At 52.9% G+C, this 19,807-nt stretch carries 18 protein-coding genes and 3 pseudogenes; 19 read left to right on the top strand and 2 right to left on the bottom strand.

From position 1 onward, the window contains the following. From traG to pemK-mt, 19 genes and pseudogenes are all read left to right on the top strand, one after another. Positions 1–2,032 (top strand): conjugal transfer mating-pair stabilization protein TraG (gene traG, locus QZF50_RS16360; protein ID WP_290388914.1); only part of this gene is annotated, 2,032 nt, incomplete at its 5' end. Between the two features lie 32 nt (positions 2,033–2,064). Continuing rightward, entirely contained in the window at positions 2,065–2,241 is a 177-nt protein-coding gene (locus tag QZF50_RS16355) for a hypothetical protein (RefSeq protein WP_171840587.1), read from the top strand. Between the two features lie 367 nt (positions 2,242–2,608). Then, positions 2,609–3,340, top strand: a complete 732-nt coding sequence (gene traT / locus QZF50_RS16350; RefSeq protein WP_061892709.1) for a conjugal transfer complement resistance protein TraT — start codon at positions 2,609–2,611, stop codon at positions 3,338–3,340. 202 nt (positions 3,341–3,542) lie between these two features. Further along, positions 3,543–4,283, top strand: a complete 741-nt coding sequence (locus tag QZF50_RS16345; protein ID WP_061892706.1) for a hypothetical protein — start codon at positions 3,543–3,545, stop codon at positions 4,281–4,283. Between the two features lie 50 nt (positions 4,284–4,333). After that, a complete protein-coding gene (gene traD / locus QZF50_RS16340) occupies positions 4,334–6,514 on the top strand; it encodes a type IV conjugative transfer system coupling protein TraD (RefSeq protein ID WP_290388913.1) in 2,181 nt (726 codons plus the stop codon). Then, the gene (gene traI, locus QZF50_RS16335; protein WP_061892704.1) at positions 6,514–11,784 is read left to right on the top strand and encodes a conjugative transfer relaxase/helicase TraI; all 5,271 of its coding nucleotides are present in this window, start codon (positions 6,514–6,516) and stop codon (positions 11,782–11,784) included. Before traD ends, traI begins: the two co-directional genes overlap by 1 nt. A 19-nt stretch (positions 11,785–11,803) precedes the next feature. After that, positions 11,804–12,544, top strand: a complete 741-nt coding sequence (traX, locus tag QZF50_RS16330) for a conjugal transfer pilus acetylase TraX (protein ID WP_032334797.1) — start codon at positions 11,804–11,806, stop codon at positions 12,542–12,544. Positions 12,545–12,598: 54 nt separating this feature from the next. Beyond that, positions 12,599–13,159 carry a fertility inhibition protein FinO gene (locus QZF50_RS16325; protein WP_061892703.1) on the top strand — a complete coding sequence of 187 codons (561 nt, stop codon included), beginning with the start codon at positions 12,599–12,601 and terminating at the stop codon, positions 13,157–13,159. A 135-nt stretch (positions 13,160–13,294) separates the two neighbouring features. Then, a complete protein-coding gene (locus QZF50_RS16320) occupies positions 13,295–13,507 on the top strand; it encodes a hypothetical protein (RefSeq protein WP_061892702.1) in 213 nt (70 codons plus the stop codon). 233 nt (positions 13,508–13,740) lie between these two features. Continuing rightward, positions 13,741–14,213, top strand: a pseudogene (locus QZF50_RS16315) (thermonuclease family protein). Between the two features lie 45 nt (positions 14,214–14,258). Then, entirely contained in the window at positions 14,259–14,468 is a 210-nt protein-coding gene (gene hha / locus QZF50_RS16310) for a hemolysin expression modulator Hha (RefSeq protein WP_061892701.1), read from the top strand. A gap of 37 nt (positions 14,469–14,505) precedes the next feature. Further along, the gene (locus QZF50_RS16305) at positions 14,506–15,096 is read left to right on the top strand and encodes a DUF2726 domain-containing protein (RefSeq protein WP_061892700.1); all 591 of its coding nucleotides are present in this window, start codon (positions 14,506–14,508) and stop codon (positions 15,094–15,096) included. 239 nt (positions 15,097–15,335) lie between these two features. Next, a complete protein-coding gene (locus QZF50_RS16300; RefSeq protein WP_000083830.1) occupies positions 15,336–15,590 on the top strand; it encodes a replication regulatory protein RepA in 255 nt (84 codons plus the stop codon). A gap of 237 nt (positions 15,591–15,827) precedes the next feature. Further along, on the top strand, positions 15,828–15,902 hold the full coding sequence (gene tap, locus QZF50_RS16295; RefSeq protein ID WP_061892708.1) for a RepA leader peptide Tap: 75 nt from the start codon (positions 15,828–15,830) through the stop codon (positions 15,900–15,902). Then, positions 15,895–16,752 carry an incFII family plasmid replication initiator RepA gene (gene repA / locus QZF50_RS16290; protein ID WP_061892699.1) on the top strand — a complete coding sequence of 286 codons (858 nt, stop codon included), beginning with the start codon at positions 15,895–15,897 and terminating at the stop codon, positions 16,750–16,752. The genes tap and repA overlap by 8 nt, the downstream gene beginning before the upstream one ends. Positions 16,753–17,450: 698 nt before the next feature. After that, the gene (locus QZF50_RS16285) at positions 17,451–17,609 is read left to right on the top strand and encodes a hypothetical protein (RefSeq protein WP_061892698.1); all 159 of its coding nucleotides are present in this window, start codon (positions 17,451–17,453) and stop codon (positions 17,607–17,609) included. A gap of 79 nt (positions 17,610–17,688) precedes the next feature. Then, positions 17,689–18,342, top strand: coding sequence for a CPBP family intramembrane glutamic endopeptidase (locus QZF50_RS16280; protein WP_061892697.1), 654 nt, complete (start codon positions 17,689–17,691; stop codon positions 18,340–18,342). A gap of 92 nt (positions 18,343–18,434) precedes the next feature. Beyond that, entirely contained in the window at positions 18,435–18,692 is a 258-nt protein-coding gene (pemI, locus tag QZF50_RS16275; protein WP_061892696.1) for a type II toxin-antitoxin system antitoxin PemI, read from the top strand. Position 18,693: 1 nt separating this feature from the next. Then, a complete protein-coding gene (gene pemK-mt / locus QZF50_RS16270) occupies positions 18,694–19,026 on the top strand; it encodes a type II toxin-antitoxin system toxin endoribonuclease PemK-mt (RefSeq protein WP_000439434.1) in 333 nt (110 codons plus the stop codon). A 310-nt stretch (positions 19,027–19,336) separates the two neighbouring features. Here the strand turns inward: pemK-mt and QZF50_RS16265 are convergent. Both QZF50_RS16265 and QZF50_RS16260 read right to left on the bottom strand, forming a co-directional pair. Continuing rightward, positions 19,337–19,414: pseudogene (locus tag QZF50_RS16265) on the bottom strand (hypothetical protein); the annotation flags it as partial. Continuing rightward, positions 19,414–19,807 (bottom strand): annotated as a pseudogene (locus tag QZF50_RS16260) (hypothetical protein); the annotation flags it as partial. The pseudogenes QZF50_RS16260 and QZF50_RS16265, both read right to left, overlap by 1 nt.

The following is a 19,807-nucleotide window of genomic DNA, read 5'->3' as shown; positions in this document are numbered from 1 at the left end:
TAAAAACGGTTCTGTGAAAGTGACACGAACCGATCTCCATCGATGTTACTCACCGATCTCCTTCACGGTAATACGCAATGCGGCCCGCAATGGTGACACCGCCAGCCTGGTCAGTCTGGCCACCACCTCATCGATGGAGAAACAGCGTCTGGCGCATGTAGCCATTGGTCATGTCCTGATGCGAAACCTGCCGATGGTACAGACCATTCTGGTGGGCATTACCATTGGTATCTTCCCGCTTCTGGTACTGGCAGCTGTCTTCAACAAACTGACGCTGTCTGTACTGAGAGGTTATGTGTTTGCCCTGATGTGGTTCCAGACCTGGCCGTTGCTGTATGCCATCCTGAACAGTGCCATGACATTCTATGCGAAGCAGAACGGGGCTCCGGTGGTGCTCTCTGAACTCTCTCAGATACAGCTGAAATACTCAGACCTGGCGTCCACAGCCGGATATATCTCTGCCATGATACCTCCGTTGTCATGGATGATGGTAAAAGGCCTTGGTGCCGGATTCTCCAGTGTGTACAGCCACTTTGCCTCTTCCTCCATCAGCCCGACTGCCAGTGCGGCAGGCAGTGTGGTGGACGGTAATTACTCCTACGGCAATATGCAGACGGAGAACGTGAACGGCTTCAGCTGGAGTACCAACAGCACCACGTCGTTTGGTCAGATGACCTACCAGACCGGCAGTGGTGCAACCGCCACACAGACCCGTGACGGTAATATGGTGATGGATGCGAGCGGGGCGATGTCCCGGTTACCGGTCGGTATCAATGCAACGCGTCAGATTGCAGCAGCACAACAGGAAATGGCCCGGGAGGCGTCGAACAGAGCTGAAAGCGCCCTGCACGGTTTCAGCAGCAGTATTGCCAGTGCGTGGAACACGCTCAGCCAGTTTGGTTCTAACCGGGGGAGCAGTGATTCTGTCACAGGTGGTGCTGACAGCACGATGAGCGCACAGGACTCCATGATGGCCAGCCGAATGCGCAGTGCAGTGGAAAGCTATGCGAAGGCGCATAATATCAGTAATGACCAGGCGACGAGAGAACTGGCATCAAGAAGTACGAGAGGTTCTGCAGGATGGTATGGAGATGCGCATGCCGGATTAGATGCAAAACCCAGTCTTTTTGGTGTTCGTGTTGATGTCGGAGCTAAAGTGGGTGGGCGAGCCAGTATTGACTGGAGCGATGATGATGCTCATGAGGCCAGTAGTGGCTCACGGGCCAGCCATGATGCCCGTCATGATATCGATGCCAGGGCTACACAAGACTTTAAAGAGGCCAGCGATTACTTTACCAGTCGCAAGGTCAGTGAGTCCGGCAGCCATACTGACAATAATGCTGATTCCCGGGTGGACCAGTTGTCTGCAGCCCTGAACTCAGCGAAACAGAGTTACGACCAGTACACGACGAATATGACCCGCAGCCATGAATATGCGGAAATGGCATCCCGTACTGAAAGCATGAGCGGGCAGATGAGTGAAGATCTGTCGCAACAGTTTGCACAGTATGTGATGAAACGCGCACCGCAGGATGCAGAAGCTATTCTGACAAATACCAGTTCACCGGAGATTGCAGAACGCCGTCGGGCGATGGCATGGTCTTTTGTTCAGGAACAGGTACAGCCCGGTGTCGATAATGCCTGGCGTGAATCCCGTGGCGATATCGGTAAAGGAATGGAGAGCGTACCTTCGGGTGGTGGCAGTCAGGATATTATTGCTGACCATCAGGGGCATCAGTCCATTATCGAGCAAAGAACGCAGGACAGTAATATCCGTAATGATGTAAAACATCAGGTTGATAATATGGTCACAGAATATCGGGGCAATATCGGAGATACTCAGAACAGTATTCGCGGCGATGAAAATATTGTAAGAGGGCAGTATTCTGAACTGCAAAATCACCATAAAACAGAGGCATTATCTCAGAATAATAAATATAATGAAGAAAAGCTGGTTCAGGAAAGAATACCTGGAGCTGATAGTCCGAAAGAACTTTTAGAGAAAGCGAAAAGCTACCAGAATAAAGAATAATTGTAACATGTTGAGTAGGGTATGGAGAGATCATGATTACACAACAAATTATCAGTAGTGAGTTGGAGGTGTTAAAGAAACATATTGACTCAGGAGATATTAGAATCCCGTCTCTATGGCAGGGATTAAAACCTGGTCTTATCATCATGGGATGGATGATTTTTTTGTCCCTTACTAATGTCGTTTCTAATAACACAAAAGACAAGTGAAACATTCACTGCTGTGTTAGTCGGAGGATGGCTTGGGCTCATTGTCATGATTATTATGGCAAACATTAGAATGTTATACTTATCCTTGCCAGAAAAATTTCTAAAAACATCATCAGTCATGAGTGTTATATCATCAAAACTTAAAGTATATTATATCGTGTATATGGGGGTCGTATTTCTATTATCTTTTTTAGGGTTTATTATATACGGTTTTGGTGTGATATTAGTAACAGTTATTATGGCATTCTTGATTCAATTAGATATCGGTAGATATCAATTTGTTGGTGTTATTGATGCAATCAATAGTTACGTCAAAAGCAAGAAGTAACCAAGAGTAAAATAAAGAATATTAGAGAGTAAATATATGATGAAAACAAAAAAATTAATGATGATTACCCTGATCAGTTCCACTCTGGCCCTTTCAGGGTGTGGTGCGATGAGCACAGCAATCAAGAAGCGTAACCTTGAGGCGAAGACTCAGATGAGTGAGACCATCTGGCTTGAACCCGCCAGTGAACGCACGGTATTTCTGCAGATCAAAAACACGTCTGATAAAGACATGAGTGGGCTGCAGGGCAAAATTGCTGATGCTGTGAAAGCAAAAGGGTATCAGGTGGTGACTTCTCCGGATAACGCCTGGTACTGGATCCAGGCGAATGTGCTGAAGGCCGATAAGATGGACCTGCGGGAGTCTCAGAGCTGGCTCAGTAAAGGATATGAGGGGGCTGCAGTTGGCGCAGCTCTGGGAAGCGGGATCACAGGTTATAACTCCAGTTCAGCCGGTGCCACCCTCGGTGTGGGAATTGCTGCGGGCCTTGTCGGTATGGCCGCAGATGCGATGGTGGAAGACACCAATTACACCATGATTACCGATGTGCAGATAGCTGAACGGACAAAATCCAGCGTCAGAACGGATAATGTTGCCGCCCTGCGTCAGGGAACATCCGGTGCGAAAATTCAGACCAGTACTGAAACAGGTAACCAGCATAAATACCAGACCCGTGTAGTCTCAAATGCGAACAAGGTTAACCTGAAATTTGAAGAGGCGAAGCCTGTTCTCGAAGATCAGCTGGCCAAATCAATCGCAAATATTCTCTGAACCTCGTCAGGAGGCTGATCTGACCGGCCTCCTTGCTGACGCCTCGCGTTGCTCGTTGTCCAACCCCGGGACGTAACAAAATAAATTTTGTCACCTCCCGGCGTTTCCGAAATAAATATGAAAACACTGAGCGGTTGTGCAAATTCTTTGTGCGACCGTGAAGTGTTGCCGGCGAAGCCGGGATCTTCCGGAGAAAGTCATTATGACATCAGACAATATCGCTGAATATGTTGGTGAGAATAATCAATTTACTGAGAAGCCTGTAACTGAATACCCCACGGTGATACAGGATAATACAGCGACCACTAAGCATTATTTGTACAGTAATAACAATATTGATGCTGACCTTTTACTGGTTACTGGAGGACTTATTGTTATTTTGTTTCTCATGATGCTTGTTATTCACGTTATTCATTCACTCAGATATAAGGAAATAACCAGAGTACTGGAAAAAATATCTTACCCTGAAAAATCCGGGGGTAATTTTCTTAAACCGGAAGTGGTCAGCTGCAATTTGTTGTCCCTGTGTGTGCTGGCACCGGTATTCTGTACACCCAAAAAGCTGGCTGAAGTTTCCAGGGAGATCATCGTATCCGGTGCACAGGAAATTGCCTGGACGCCGGGGAGCAGTCGTATTGATGGTCATCAGGGCGAAAATATTACCTGGGCGCTTTCATCGCAGTCTCCTGCCGATAAGTATGATCTCATCAATAAAACGTCCCGTGTTTCTCCTGACAGTGGTCTGCTTTATGAACCGGATACAGTTCTGGATCATCGTGAACGGGTACGCCTTTTTATTCAGATCCAGTTTCCGCATGGGAGTGACTGGTCTGAAGTATTGCGCCTGACTGACATTGTTACAGAGAAGGTCTCTTCCGGCAGGACTGCAGGCGGGTATCACCACCGGCATACAGGGTACACCTGGTCTGTTTCTGTGAATTAATCCCACATCATCCTTTTCTGCCCTGTTCCCGATTTTCCCGGAGTTTCATCATGAGTTTTAACGCAAAGGATATGACCCAGGGCGGTCAGATTGCGTCCATGCGTATCCGCATGTTCAGCCAGATCGCCAATATCATGCTTTACTGCCTGTTTATTTTTTTCTGGATCCTCGTTGGTCTGATTGTATGGATAAAAATCAGCTGGCAGACATTCGTGAATGGCTGCATTTACTGGTGGTGTACCACGCTGGAAGGGATGCGGGATTTAATCAGGTCCCAGCCGGTCTATGAGATCCAGTATTACGGCAAAACCTTCCAGATGAACGCTGCTCAGGTACTGCATGATAAATATATGATCTGGTGCGGAGAGCAGCTATGGTTCGCATTCGTTCTGGCTACAGTTGTGGCACTGGTTATTTGCCTGATTACCTTCTTTGTTGTCTCCTGGATTCTGGGGCGTCAGGGTAAACAACAGAGCGAAAATGAAGTCACAGGTGGTCGTCAGCTGACAGACAATCCGAAAGACGTTGCCCGGATGCTGAAAAAAGACGGCAAGGACTCCGATATACGGATTGGCGACCTGCCGATTATCCGGGATTCCGAAATCCAGAACTTCTGTCTGCACGGCACGGTCGGGGCCGGTAAGTCGGAAGTTATCCGTCGTCTGGCCAACTACGCCCGTCAGCGTGGAGATATGGTGGTGATTTATGACCGTTCAGGGGAATTTGTTAAAAGTTACTATGATCCCTCCATCGATAAAATCCTGAATCCGCTGGATGCCCGCTGTGCCGCCTGGGATTTGTGGAAGGAGTGCCTGACACAGCCGGATTTTGATAATACCGCAAATACTCTGATCCCGATGGGCACAAAAGAGGAGCCGTTCTGGCAGGGTTCAGGACGTACCATTTTTGCGGAAGCGGCGTACCTGATGCGTAATGACCCCAACCGCAGCTACAGCAAACTGGTGGACACACTGCTTTCCATCAAAATCGAAAAACTGCGTACCTTCCTGCGTAATTCACCGGCGGCCAACCTGGTGGAAGAGAAAATTGAGAAAACGGCGATTTCCATCCGTGCTGTGCTGACCAACTACGTGAAAGCCATCCGTTACCTGCAGGGGATTGAGCATAACGGTGAGTCTTTTACCATCCGTGACTGGATGCGGGGTGTCCGGGAAGATCAGAAAAACGGCTGGCTGTTTATCTCGTCGAATGCCGACACCCATGCCTCCCTGAAGCCGGTGATCTCCATGTGGCTGTCCATTGCCATTCGTGGTCTGCTGGCAATGGGAGAAAACCGTAACCGTCGTGTGTGGTTTTTCTGTGATGAGCTACCCACGTTACACAAACTGCCGGACCTGGTGGAGATCCTGCCGGAAGCCCGTAAGTTCGGTGGCTGTTATGTGTTTGGTATCCAGTCCTATGCCCAGCTGGAAGATATCTACGGTGAGAAAGCGGCTGCCACGCTGTTTGACGTCATGAACACCCGTGCCTTTTTCCGTTCTCCCAGCCATAAGATTGCAGAGTTCGCTGCCGGTGAGATTGGTGAGAAAGAGCACCTGAAAGCCAGCGAGCAGTACTCCTACGGTGCTGATCCGGTACGTGACGGGGTATCGACCGGTAAGGATATGGAGCGCCAGACGCTGGTCAGTTATTCCGACATTCAGTCTCTGCCGGATTTGACCTGTTATGTCACCCTGCCCGGACCGTATCCGGCAGTAAAACTCTCACTGAAATATCAGGCACGTCCGAAGGTTGCCCCTGAGTTTATTCCGCGTGACATCAACCCGGAAATGGAGAACCGCCTGAGCGCCGTACTTGCCGCAAGGGAAGCAGAAGGTCGTCAGATGGCCAGCCTCTTCGAACCGGATGTGCCGGAAGTTGTTTCCGGAGAAGACGTGACTCAGGCTGAACAGCCGCAACAGCCGCAACAGCCGCAACAGCCGCAACAGCCGGTGTCTCCTGCCATCAACGATAAGAAGTCAGATTCAGGTGTGAATGTTCCGGCAGGGGGGATCGAGCAGGAGCTGAAAATGAAACCGGAAGAAGAGATGGAACAGCAACTGCCACCCGGGATCAGTGAATCCGGTGAAGTGGTGGATATGGCCGCTTATGAGGCATGGCAACAGGAAAATCATCCGGACATCCAGCAGCAGATGCAGCGTCGTGAAGAGGTGAACATTAATGTGCACCGGGAGCGCGGGGAGGATGTTGAGCCGGGAGATGATTTCTGATGATGAGTATCGCGCAGGTCAGATCGGCCGGAAGTGCCGGTAACTATTATACCGACAAGGATAATTACTATGTGCTGGGCAGCATGGGAGAACGCTGGGCCGGCAGGGGGGCTGAACAGCTGGGACTGCAGGGCAGTGTCGATAAGGATGTTTTTACCCGTCTTCTGGAGGGAAGGCTGCCGGACGGAGCGGATCTAAGCCGCATGCAGGATGGCAGTAACAGGCATCGTCCCGGCTACGACCTGACCTTCTCCGCCCCCAAAAGTGTCTCCATGATGGCCATGTTAGGTGGCGATAAGCGCCTGATTGATGCACATAACCAGGCCGTGGACTTTGCTGTTCGTCAGGTGGAGGCGCTGGCCTCCACACGGGTGATGACGGACGGACAGTCAGAAACGGTGCTGACCGGTAATCTGGTGATGGCACTGTTTAACCACGACACCAGTCGCGATCAGGAACCACAGTTACACACGCATGCGGTGGTGGCTAATGTCACGCAGCATAACGGCGAATGGAAGACACTGAGCAGTGACAAAGTGGGGAAAACGGGGTTCATTGAGAATGTGTACGCTAATCAGATTGCCTTTGGCAGGCTCTACCGGGAAAAACTGAAAGAGCAGGTTGAGGCGCTGGGCTATGAAACTGAAGTGGTCGGTAAGCACGGTATGTGGGAAATGCCGGGCGTACCGGTGGAGGCCTTCTCCGGACGCTCACAGGCTATCCGGGAGGCCGTAGGGGAGGACGCCTCGTTGAAATCCCGGGATGTGGCGGCACTGGATACGCGAAAATCCAAACAGCACGTCGATCCTGAAGTCAGAATGGCTGAATGGATGCAGACGCTGAAGGAAACCGGGTTCGACATCCGGGCGTATCGTGACGCGGCGGATCAACGGGCGGAGACCCGCACGCAGATACCCGGGCCTGCTTCACCGGACGGGCCGGATGTGCAGCAGGCGGTGACACAGGCCATTGCCGGATTAAGTGAACGAAAAGTGCAGTTCACGTACACAGACGTGCTGGCCAGGACGGTCGGCATACTGCCGCCGGAAAATGGTGTGATTGAGCGGGCCCGCGCCGGTATCGATGAGGCCATCAGCCGTGAGCAGCTTATCCCCCTCGATCGTGAGAAGGGGCTGTTCACGTCCGGGATTCATGTGCTCGATGAACTGTCAGTCCGGGCACTCAGTCGCGATATCATGAAACAGAACCGGGTGACCGTACATCCGGAGAAAAGTGTCCCCCGGACGGCTGGTTACAGCGATGCGGTCAGTGTTCTGGCACAGGACCGTCCGTCGCTGGCCATTGTGTCCGGGCAGGGCGGTGCAGCCGGGCAGCGTGAGCGGGTGGCTGAACTGGTCATGATGTCCCGGGAGCAGGGGCGGGAGGTGCAGATTATCGCTGCTGACCGTCGCTCGCAGATGAACCTGAAGCAGGATGAACGGCTGTCCGGTGAGCTGATAACCGGACGTCGTCAGCTGCTGGAAGGCATGGCTTTCACGCCGGGCAGTACCGTTATCGTTGACCAGGGCGAAAAACTCTCCCTGAAAGAGACGTTAACCCTGCTGGACGGTGCCGCACGTCATAACGTACAGGTCCTGATAACCGACAGCGGGCAGCGAACCGGTACAGGCAGTGCGCTGATGGCCATGAAGGATGCCGGGGTGAACACATATCGCTGGCAGGGGGGAGAACAGCGACCGGCCACCATCATCAGTGAACCGGACCGTAATGTCCGCTATGCCCGGCTGGCCGGAGATTTTGCGGCCAGCGTGAAAGCCGGAGAAGAGAGCGTGGCACAGGTCAGCGGGGTACGGGAACAGGCCATACTGACACAGGCCATTCGCAGTGAGCTGAAAACACAGGGCGTGCTCGGACATCAGGAGGTGACCATGACGGCACTGTCACCGGTCTGGCTGGACAGCCGGAGCCGTTATCTGCGGGATATGTACCGCCCGGGGATGGTGATGGAGCAGTGGAACCCGGAGACACGCAGTCATGACCGCTATGTGATAGACCGGGTGACGGCGCAGAGTCACAGCCTGACCCTGCGGGATGCACAGGGTGAAACGCAGGTGGTGCGTATTTCCTCGCTGGACAGCAGCTGGTCGTTGTTCCGGCCGGAAAAAATGCCGGTGGCAGATGGCGAGCGACTGAGGGTGACAGGGAAAATTCCCGGACTCCGCGTCTCCGGCGGTGACCGCCTGCAGGTGTCGTCCGTCAGTGAAGACGCGATGACGGTTGTTGTGCCGGGGCGGGCTGAACCGGCCTCCCTGCCTGTGAGCGACTCACCATTCACGGCACTGAAGCTGGAGAATGGCTGGGTGGAAACGCCCGGGCATTCCGTCAGCGACAGTGCGAAGGTTTTTGCCTCCGTCACACAGATGGCAATGGACAACGCCACCCTGAACGGTCTGGCCCGCAGCGGTCGTGATGTCCGGCTGTATTCCTCACTGGATAAAACCCGTACTGCGGAAAAACTCGCCCGCCATCCGTCCTTTACGGTGGTTTCTGAGCAGATAAAGGCGCGTGCCGGTGAGACATTGCTGGAAACCGCTATCAGTCTGCAGAAAGCCGGGCTTCACACGCCGGCACAGCAGGCCATTCATCTGGCCCTTCCGGTGCTGGAAAGTAAAAACCTGGCCTTCAGCATGGTGGACCTGCTGACAGAGGCGAAGTCGTTTGCTGCAGAAGGAGCCAGTTTTACTGACCTGGGAGGGGAAATCAATGCGCAGATAAAACGCGGTGACTTACTGTATGTGGATGTGGCAAAAGGCTATGGCACAGGCCTGCTGGTTTCCCGTGCGTCGTATGAGGCAGAAAAGAGCATTCTTCGCCATATTCTCGAAGGTAAGGAGGCGGTCACGCCGCTGATGGAGAGAGTACCTGGCGAACTCATGGAGAAACTGACATCAGGACAGCGCGCCGCCACCCGCATGATACTGGAAACGTCCGACCGTTTCACGGTGGTACAGGGCTATGCCGGTGTGGGTAAGACCACACAGTTCCGGGCGGTAATGTCAGCCGTGAACATGCTGCCGGAGAGTGAACGTCCCCGTGTCGTGGGGCTGGGGCCCACACACCGTGCGGTCGGGGAGATGCGCAGCGCCGGCGTGGATGCACAGACACTGGCGTCCTTTCTGCATGACACGCAGCTGCAGCAGCACAGCGGAGAAACACCGGATTTCAGCAACACGCTGTTCCTGCTCGATGAGAGCTCAATGGTGGGCAATACCGACATGGCACGGGCATATGCCCTGATTGCGGCCGGTGGCGGTCGGGCTGTGGCCAGTGGTGACACGGACCAGCTGCAGGCCATCGCGCCCGGTCAGCCTTTCCGTCTCCAGCAGACGCGCAGTGCTGCTGATGTGGCCATCATGAAGGAGATTGTGCGTCAGACGCCGGAACTGCGGGAGGCGGTATACAGCCTGATTAACCGGGATGTGGAAAGGGCGCTGTCCGGGCTTGAGAGTGTGAAACCGTCTCAGGTGCCACGTCTGGAGGGCGCATGGGCACCGGAGCACTCCGTGACGGAGTTCAGTCACAGCCAGGAAGCGAAACTGGCAGAAGCGCAGCAGAAGGCGATGCTGAAAGGCGAGGCTTTTCCTGATGTCCCCATGACACTGTATGAAGCCATTGTCCGCGACTATACCGGCAGAACACCGGAAGCACGGGAGCAGACGCTGATTGTCACGCACCTGAATGAAGACAGGCGCGTACTGAACAGTATGATTCATGATGCACGGGAAAAGGCCGGTGAGCTGGGGAAAGAGCAGGTCATGGTGCCTGTCCTGAACACAGCGAATATACGTGACGGAGAACTGCGTCGTCTTTCCACCTGGGAGACTCATCGGGACGTACTTGTCCTGGTGGATAATGTGTATCACCGGATTGCCGGTATCAGTAAGGATGACGGGCTGATAACCCTGGAGGATGCGGAAGGTAACACGCGGCTGATTTCGCCCCGGGAGGCGGTGGCTGAAGGCGTCACACTGTACACCCCGGACACCATCCGGGTGGGGACCGGTGACCGGATGCGCTTCACGAAGAGTGACCGGGAGCGCGGTTATGTGGCCAACAGCGTCTGGACGGTGACAGCGGTTTCCGGTGACAGTGTCACGCTGTCGGACGGACAGCAGACCCGGGTGATTCGCCCCGGCCAGGAGCAGGCAGAGCAACATATTGACCTGGCCTATGCCATCACCGCTCACGGTGCGCAGGGGGCGAGTGAAACCTTTGCCATCGCGCTTGAAGGCACGGAAGGTAACCGGAAACTGATGGCCGGCTTTGAGTCAGCCTACGTGGCCCTGTCGCGTATGAAACAGCATGTGCAGGTGTACACCGATAACCGTCAGGGCTGGACGGATGCCATTAACAATGCCGTACAGAAAGGAACTGCCCACGATGTGTTTGAGCCGAAACCGGACCGGGAGGTCATGCATGCAGAGCGGCTGTTCAGTACGGCACGGGAGCTGCGGGACGTGGCGGCAGGCCGTGCCGTTCTTCGTCAGGCGGGGCTTGCCGGGGGAGACAGTCCTGCACGGTTTATTGCACCGGGGCGCAAATATCCGCAGCCGTATGTGGCACTGCCGGCGTTTGACCGTAACGGCAAGTCAGCAGGTATCTGGCTGAACCCACTGACCACGGATGACGGAAACGGGCTGCGGGGATTCAGTGGTGAAGGCCGGGTGAAGGGCAGTGAAGATGCACAGTTTGTGGCCCTGCAGGGCAGCCGTAACGGCGAGAGCCTGCTGGCGGATAACATGCAGGATGGCGTCCGGATTGCCCGTGATAACCCCGACAGCGGTGTGGTGGTAAGAATCGCCGGTGAAGGTCGTCCGTGGAATCCCGGTGCCATCACCGGTGGCCGTGTGTGGGGAGATATCCCGGACAACAGCGTCCAGCCGGGAGCGGGAAACGGTGAACCGGTCACGGCAGAGGTACTGGCACAGCGGCAGGCAGAAGAGGCCATACGCCGTGAAACGGAACGCCGCGCAGATGAAATTGTCCGTAAAATGGCAGAGAACAAACCTGACCTGCCGGACAGTAAAACAGAGCAGGCTGTCAGGGAAATTGTCGGGCAGGAGCGTGACCGGGCTGCCATAACTGAACGGGAAGCCGCACTGCCGGAGAGTGTGCTGCGTGAACCACAACGGGAGCGGGAAGCGGTCCGGGAGGTTGCCCGGGAAAATCTGTTGCAGGAGCGACTGCAGCAGATGGAGCGGGATATGGTTCGTGACCTGCAGAAAGAGAAAACCCTGGGCGGAGACTGATACAGGAAGACACACGCTGATGACAACAGAGAACACGACACGTAACGATTCACTGGCTGCACGGACCGATACCTGGTTGCAGTCGTTGCTGGTCTGGTCACCCGGACAGCGGGATATCATCAAAACGGTGGCACTGGTGCTGATGGTGCTGGACCATGCAAACCGCATTCTGCATCTGGACCAGACGTGGATGTTTCTGGCCGGGCGTGGGGCCTTTCCGCTTTTTGCCCTGGTGTGGGGGCTGAATCTGTCCCGCCATGCGCATATCCGGCAGGTGGCCATTAACCGGCTGTGGGGATGGGCGGTGATTGCCCAGTTCTGGTATTACTTTGCCGGCTTTCCCTGGTATGAGGGGAATATCCTGTTTGCCTTTGCAGTGGCGGCACAGGTGCTGACGTGGTGTGAAACGCGCAGCCTGTGGCGTACTGCAGCGGCCATACTCCTGATGGCATTGTGGGGACCTTTGTCCGGCACCAGTTACGGTATTGCCGGGCTGCTGATGCTGGCGGTCAGTCACCGGCTGTACCGGGCGGAAGACAGAACGGAACGTCTGGCGCTGGTCGCCTGCCTGCTGGCTGTTATTCCGGCGCTTAACCTTGCCACCAGTGATGCAGCGGCGGTGGCCGGCCTTGTGATGACGGTGCTGACCGTTGGTCTGGTGTCGTGTGCAGGAAAATCATTACCCCGTTTCTGGCCCGGGGATTTTTTCCCGACGTTCTATGCCTGTCATCTGGCTGTGCTGGGCGTTCTGGCGCTGTGACGGGTGTGGTATCTTTGGCCGCAAGAGGATGATTCGTCAGAGGCAGAACACAGCATGACAGAGCAGAAGCGACCGGTACTGACACTGAAGCGGAAAACGGAAGGGGAGACGCCTGTCCGCAGCCGGAAAACCATCATCAATGTCACCACGCCACCAAAATGGAAGGTGAAAAAGCAGAAGCTGGCGGAGAAAGCGGCCCGGGAAGCAGAGCTGGCGGCAAAAAAAGCGCAGGCCAGACAGGCGCTGTCCATTTATCTGAACCTGCCCACGCTGGATGAGGCAGTGCATACCCTGAAGCCCTGGTGGCCGGGATTATTTGACGCTGACACGCCCCGGCTTCTGGCCTGCGGTATCCGGGACGTGTTACTGGAAGACGTGGCACAGCGGAATATCCCGCTCTCGCATAAAAAACTGCGCAGGGCGCTGAAGGCCATCACCCGTTCAGAAAGCTATCTGTGTGCCATGAAAGCCGGTGCCTGCCGGTATGACACGGAAGGGTATGTGACAGAGCATATTTCTCAGGAGGAGGAAGCGTATGCGACAGCGCGTCTGGGGAAAATCCGCCGCCAGAACCGGATAAAGGCTGAGCTTCAGGCCGTGCTTGATGAGAAATAAAAAAGGCCTCCCCGAAAGAGTGAGGAGGCTGAAACAATAAGGCTTAAAAGGAAATAACTTCCGTACCCGAAAGGAAGTCTATCCAGTGGATTATTTAACACCATAATACAGACGGGTTAAAGGGGAGAGCTAAAGATGAATGGATTCAGAAACAGTTCACGGAACGGCCTGGTCTGGCGTTACCAGCGTGCCGGCGGGCGGGCCGTTATTCTGGAGGTCAGCGGACGCTGGATGGATGCTTCAGAAGCATGGCTACGGGCCGCCTGCATAGCGCCACAGGCAGACTGGCAACAGTTTGCCCGGAAAAGGGCTGAACAGTGCCGCCGGCGCTGCCGGGGAAGGGTGTAACGAAAAAAGCAGCCTTCATTACACCAGAAGTCAGAAGGCTGAAAGGAGTTTATGAGATTTGCTTTTTTTAATATCCGATCGGGCAGTATGACCGGACAGTTCTGAGTAGCACAGAGTTTTTTCCGTATTAAGTCGTGATTTTATATTTTGTGATTTATTTCACAAAATAAGGAGTTATTCATTGTGTGCTGCAATATTCAGGATGCCTGAAATACAGGTGCCATTTATCTGATATGGAGAATAACATGATGAAATATATACCACTGGTATTATTTATCTTTTCATGGCCGGTATTGTCTGCAGATATTCATGGACGGGTTGTTCGTGTACTGGACGGTGATACCATCGAGGTCATGGACTCACGGAAGGCGGTGCGGATCAGGCTGGTAAATATTGATGCACCGGAAAAGAAACAGGATTATGGCCGGTGGTCAACAGACATGATGAAATCACTGGTCGCAGGAAAAACGGTTACCGTCACATATTTTCAGCGAGATCGTTATGGTCGTATTCTCGGGCAGGTTTATGCACCAGACGGAATGAATATTAATCAGTTTATGGTCGGGCCGGGGCTGCCTGGGTATATGAGCAGTACAACACAGATCCCGTGCTGCCTGTCCTTCAGAACGAAGCCAGACAACAAAAACGTGGGCTCTGGTCAGATGCTGATCCGGTTCCACCCTGGATATGGAGACACCGTAAATAAAGCGATGGCAATCTTATCATTTATCTGTTCTCAGCAGGAATAAAAATGGCAAAAACAAAACAGGAATGGCTGTATCAGTTACGGCGATGTTCATCAGTCAATACGCTGGAAAAAATTATTCATAAAAACAGAGACAGTTTATCAAACAGTGAACGTGAATCATTTAATTCAGCAGCAGACCACCGGTTAGCGGAACTAATCACCGGAAAGTTATATGACAGGATACCAAAAGAGATATGGAAATATGTAATGTAATAATTCAGCATAATTAATTACCAGGAGCAGATAAACAATGAAGCTGATTATTTTTATTCTTATCGTTCTGATTATTGCAGCGTTACTTATCCGGATTATCCTCAGAAGTGTAAATCAGCATTCTCCTTTGCTGATGCAATTGCATGCGGCAGGTATACGGACCGGTGATGCGGCGCGAATACTGTCCAGCGGTGAATACTGGCAACGTCAGAAGACGCTTCTGACAGAAAGGGAAGTCAGTTTTATGAAAGGACTGTTCAGAATTGTGGATATGAAACGGTGGTATCTGTGTCCGCAGGTACGGGTCGCGGATATCGTCCAGCTGAACGGGAATATCCGGCCACGATCACGCCAGTGGTGGCAGTTATTCAGGATGGTGTCTCAGTGGCATGTTGATGTGGTTATCGTTGAGCGGCGTTCGTTCAGTATTGTTGCAGCAGTAGAGCTGGATGATGCCAGCCATTTACGACCGGAACGCAGACGCCGGGATATTCTTCTGGAAGAGGTTCTGAGGCAGGCGGGTATTCCGTTGCTCAGAAGCCACGATGCCAGAAAACTGCTGCAGATGACCGGAGAATGGCTGAATACAACAGGGGCTGATCAGCAGTCACCAGAACATCGTAGCTGACGCCTTCGCGTTGCTCAGTTGTCCAACCCCGGAAACGGGAAAAAGCAAGTTTTCCCCGCTCCCGGCGTTTCCATAACTGAAAACCATACTATTTCACAGTTTAAATCACATTAAACGACAGTAATCCCCGTTGATTTGTGCGCCAACACAGATCTTCGTCACAATTCTCAAGTCGCTGATTTCAAAAAACTGTAGTATCCTCTGCGAAACGATCCCTGTTTGAGTATTGAGGAGGCGAGATGTCGCAGACAGAAAATGCAGTGACTTCCTCATCTGGCGCAAAACGAGCATACAGAAAGGGGAATCCGCTTTCTGATGCAGAGAAACAAAGATTATCAGTGGCCCGTAAAAGAGCTTCGTTCAAGGAAGTAAAAGTATTTCTTGAACCAAAGTATAAGGCCATGCTCATGCAAATGTGTCATGAAGATGGCCTGACTCAGGCTGAAGTTCTGACCGCACTGATAAAAAGTGAAGCGCAAAAACGATGCATGTGATGATGGGCTTACATTCTTGAGTGTTCAGAAGATTAGTGCTAGATTACTGATCGTTTAAGGAATTTTGTGGCTGGCCACGCCGTAAGGTGGCAAGGAACTGGTTCTGATGTGGATTTACAGGAGCCAGAAAAGCAAAAACCCCGATAATCTTCTTCAACTTTGGCGAGTACGAAAAGATTACCGGGGCCCACTTAAACCGTATAGCCAACAATTCAGCTATGCGGGGAGTATAGTTATATGCCCGGAAAAGTTCAAGACTTCTTTCTGTGCTCGCTCTTTCTGCGCATTGTAAGTGCAGGATGGTGTGACTGATCTTCACCAAACGTATTACCGCCAGGTAAAGAACCCGAATCCGGTGTTTACACCCCGTGAAGGTGCAGGAACGCTGAAGTTCTGCGAAAAACTGATGGAAAAGGCGGTGGGCTTCACTTCCCGTTTTGATTTCGCCATTCATGTGGCGCATGCCCGTTCGCGTGGTCTGCGTCGACGCATGCCACCGGTGCTGCGTCGACGGGCTATTGATGCGCTCCTGCAGGGGCTGTGTTTCCACTATGACCCGCTGGCCAACCGCGTCCAGTGCTCCATCACCACGCTGGCCATTGAGTGCGGACTGGCGACAGAGTCCGGTGCAGGAAAACTCTCCATCACCCGGGCCACCCGGGCCCTGACGTTCCTGTCAGAGCTGGGACTGATTACCTACCAGACGGAATATGACCCGCTTATCGGGTGCTACATTCCGACCGATATCACGTTCACACCGGCGCTGTTTGCCGCCCTTGATGTGTCTGAGGATGCAGTGGCAGCTGCGCGCCGCAGCCGTGTGGTATGGGAAAACAGACAGCGCAAAAAGCAGGGGCTGGATACCCTGGGTATGGATGAGCTGATAGCGAAAGCCTGGCGTTTTGTCCGTGAGCGTTTCCGCAGTTACCAGACAGAGCTTAAGTCCCGTGGAATGAAACGTGCCCGTGCGCGCCGCGATGCAGGCAGAACCCGCCAGGACATTGTCACCCTGGTGAAACGGCAGCTGACGCGTGAAATCGCGGAAGGGCGTTTCCGGGGAAGCCTGGAGGCCGTGAAGCGCGAAATCGACCGTCGTGTGAAGGAACGCATGATAATGTCGCGGAACAACAACTACACACGGCTGGCCACTGCCTCCCCCTGAGTTTTACCTCATCTGAATAATCCGGCCTGCGCCGGAGGCATCTGCACGCCTGAAGCCTGTCAGCGAACAAAAAAACAGCACCACATACAAAAAACAATCTCATCATCCCGCTTCTGGTGCATCCGGCCCCCCTGTTTTCGATACAAAACATGCCTCACAGACGTGGAATTTTGCTTATCCACATTTAACTGCAAGGGACTTCCCCATAAGGTTACAACCGTTCATGTCATAAAGCGCCAGCCGTCAGCGTTACAGGGTGCAATGTATCTTTTAAACACCTGTTTATATCTCCTTTAAACTACTTAATTACATTCATTTAAAAAGAAAACCTATTCATTGCCTGTCCTGTGGACAGACAGATATGCACCTCCCACCGCAAGCGGCGGGCCCCGACCGGAGCCACTTTAGTTACAACACACAAAAACAACCACCAGGAAAACCCCGGTCCAGCGCAGAACCGAAACCACAAAGCCCCTCCCTCATAACTGAAAAGCGGCCCCGCCCCGGCCAAAGGGCCGGAACAGAGTCGCTTTTAATTATGAATGTTGTAACTACATCATCATCGCTGTCAGTCTTCTCGCTGGAAGTTCTCAGTACACGCTCGTAAGCGGCCCTCACGGCCCGCTAACGCGGAGATACGCCCCGACTTCGGGTAAACCCTCGTCGGGACCACTCCGACCGCGCACAGAAGCTCTCTCATGGCTGAAAGCGGGTATGGTCTGGCAGGGCTGGGGATGGGTAAGGTGAAATCTATCAATCAGTACCGGCTTACGCCGGGCTTCGGCGGTTTTACTCCGGTATCATATGAAACAACGGAGTGCCGCCTTCCATGCCGCTGGCGCGGCATATCCTGGTAACGATATCTGAATTGTTATACATGTGTATATACGTGGTAATGACAAAAATAGGACAAGTTAAAAATTTACAGGCGATGCAATGATTCAAACACGTAATCAATATCTGCAGTTTATGCTGGTTATGCTGGCTGCATGGGGCATTAGCTGGGGAGCCAGATTTGTCATGGAGCAGGCCGTTCTGCTTTATGGATCAGGAAAAAACTATTTGTTCTTCAGTCATGGTACTGTTCTGATGTACCTGCTGTGTGTTTTCCTGGTATACCGCCGTTGGATAGCTCCGCTACCGGTTGTTGGTCAGCTGCGCAACGTTGGCGTACCGTGGCTGGTCGGTGCGATGGCCGTGGTGTATGTCGGTGTATTTCTGCTCGGTAAGGCGCTAGCTCTGCCTGCTGAGCCATTTATGACGAAACTTTTTGCCGATAAGTCCATACCTGACGTGATCCTGACGTTGCTGGCCATCTTTATCCTTGCCCCGCTGAATGAGGAAACGCTGTTTCGGGGGATTATGCTGAACGTCTTCCGTTCACGGTACTGCTGGACGATGTGGCTGGGTGCGCTGATAACGTCGTTGTTGTTCGTCGCCGCGCACTGCCAGTATCAGAACCTGCTGACCCTAGCAGAACTGTTCCTGGTGGGGTTGATTACATCAGCGGCCAAGATCAGAGGTGGTGGCCTGCTGCTGCCGGTATTGCTGCATATGGAAGCAACCACGCTGGGTTTACTGTTTTGTTGAAAGTTATATTTTTATCAAACATTGCGCGTTAAAGCCTGGTGTGTTTTTTTAGTGGATGTTATATTTAAATATAACTTTTATGGAGGTGAAGAATGCATACCACCCGACTGAAGAAGGTTGGCGGCTCAGTTATGCTGACCGTCCCACCGGCACTGCTGAATGCGTTGTCTCTGGGGACAGATAATGAAGTTGGCATGGTCATTGATAATGGCCGGCTGATCGTTGAGCCGCACAGGCGCCCGCTATATTCACTGGCTGAGCTACTGGCACAGTGTGATCCGAATGCTGAAATATCAGCTGAAGAACGAGAATGGCTGGATGCACCGGCGACTGGTCAGGAGGAAATCTGACATGGAAAGAGGGGAAATCTGGCTTGTCTCGCTTGATCCTACCGCAGGTCATGAGCAGCAGGGAACGCGGCCGGTGCTTATTGTCACACCGGCGGCCTTTAATCGCGTGACCCGCCTGCCTGTTGTTGTGCCCGTAACCAGCGGAGGCAATTTTGCCCGCACTGCCGGCTTTGCGGTGTCGTTGGATGGTGTTGGCATACGTACCACAGGTGTTGTGCGTTGCGATCAACCCCGGACAATTGATATGAAAGCCCGAGGCGGAAAACGACTCGAACGGGTTCCGGAGACTATCATGAACGAAGTTCTTGGCCGCCTGTCCACTATTCTGACTTGAACATGGGGGGTGAGGGGCAAATAAGGGATCCGCTTGGAATTCGGAAAATAAACCACGTTAAGACTATTTTTTAGTCAAATGACTTTCAGGAATCGCCAGAATGGCGGGACAACAGCGGTTTTGATGTCCGAAATCGTACAATTCTGTACATCTACGCAAGGGAATGTACGGAAGTAAGCCAAACGGTTATCGGACGGCCGGAACATTTCGTACAGCCTTTACGTTCAGTGAGTTAGCTGGCCTAGATGTAACCACTCGTTCAACTCAATTCTCTTAGCGTGGGAAAATTTCCCTTTTCCAAGCGGACCCCTGAACCTTCCGGCTGTTTCTCCAGCCAGTTAAGCCAGCGGTTTCCCTGCTGGAAAATATCGGCAAAACGGGGAAGCATCAGAAGGGCGGGGTGACTCCGTCCGGCCAGTGAATCGTGCCGCACTCCGGACAGTACATGCCGCCGGCGCTGATACCGGCAAGAATGGTTGCAAACTCCCGCTCCGTGCAGCGGGCGATTTCCGGATACCCTTCGTCATCAACACGAACAAACCAGAAGACCAGCTTTTTGTTTCCCGCATCCACAAAGAACGGAATATTCAGGTCTGCGCAGCACTCAACGGCATCGTCAAAATTATCAAAGCGCAGAACTTCTGCGTCTTCTTCATCAAAAAAGTCATCGTCGTGAAGCGTCACGACATAGCGGGGAAGCCTGCTGCGTATTACCGTGAAGGAGATCGGTGAGTAACATCGATGGAGATCGGTTCGTGTCACTTTCACAGAACCGTTTTTA

Origin of the sequence: uncultured Escherichia sp. (assembly GCF_948475835.1) — a bacterium.
Taxonomy (GTDB): Bacteria; Pseudomonadota; Gammaproteobacteria; order Enterobacterales; family Enterobacteriaceae; genus ECMA0423.
This window is presented reverse-complemented; position numbering and strand designations above follow the sequence as displayed.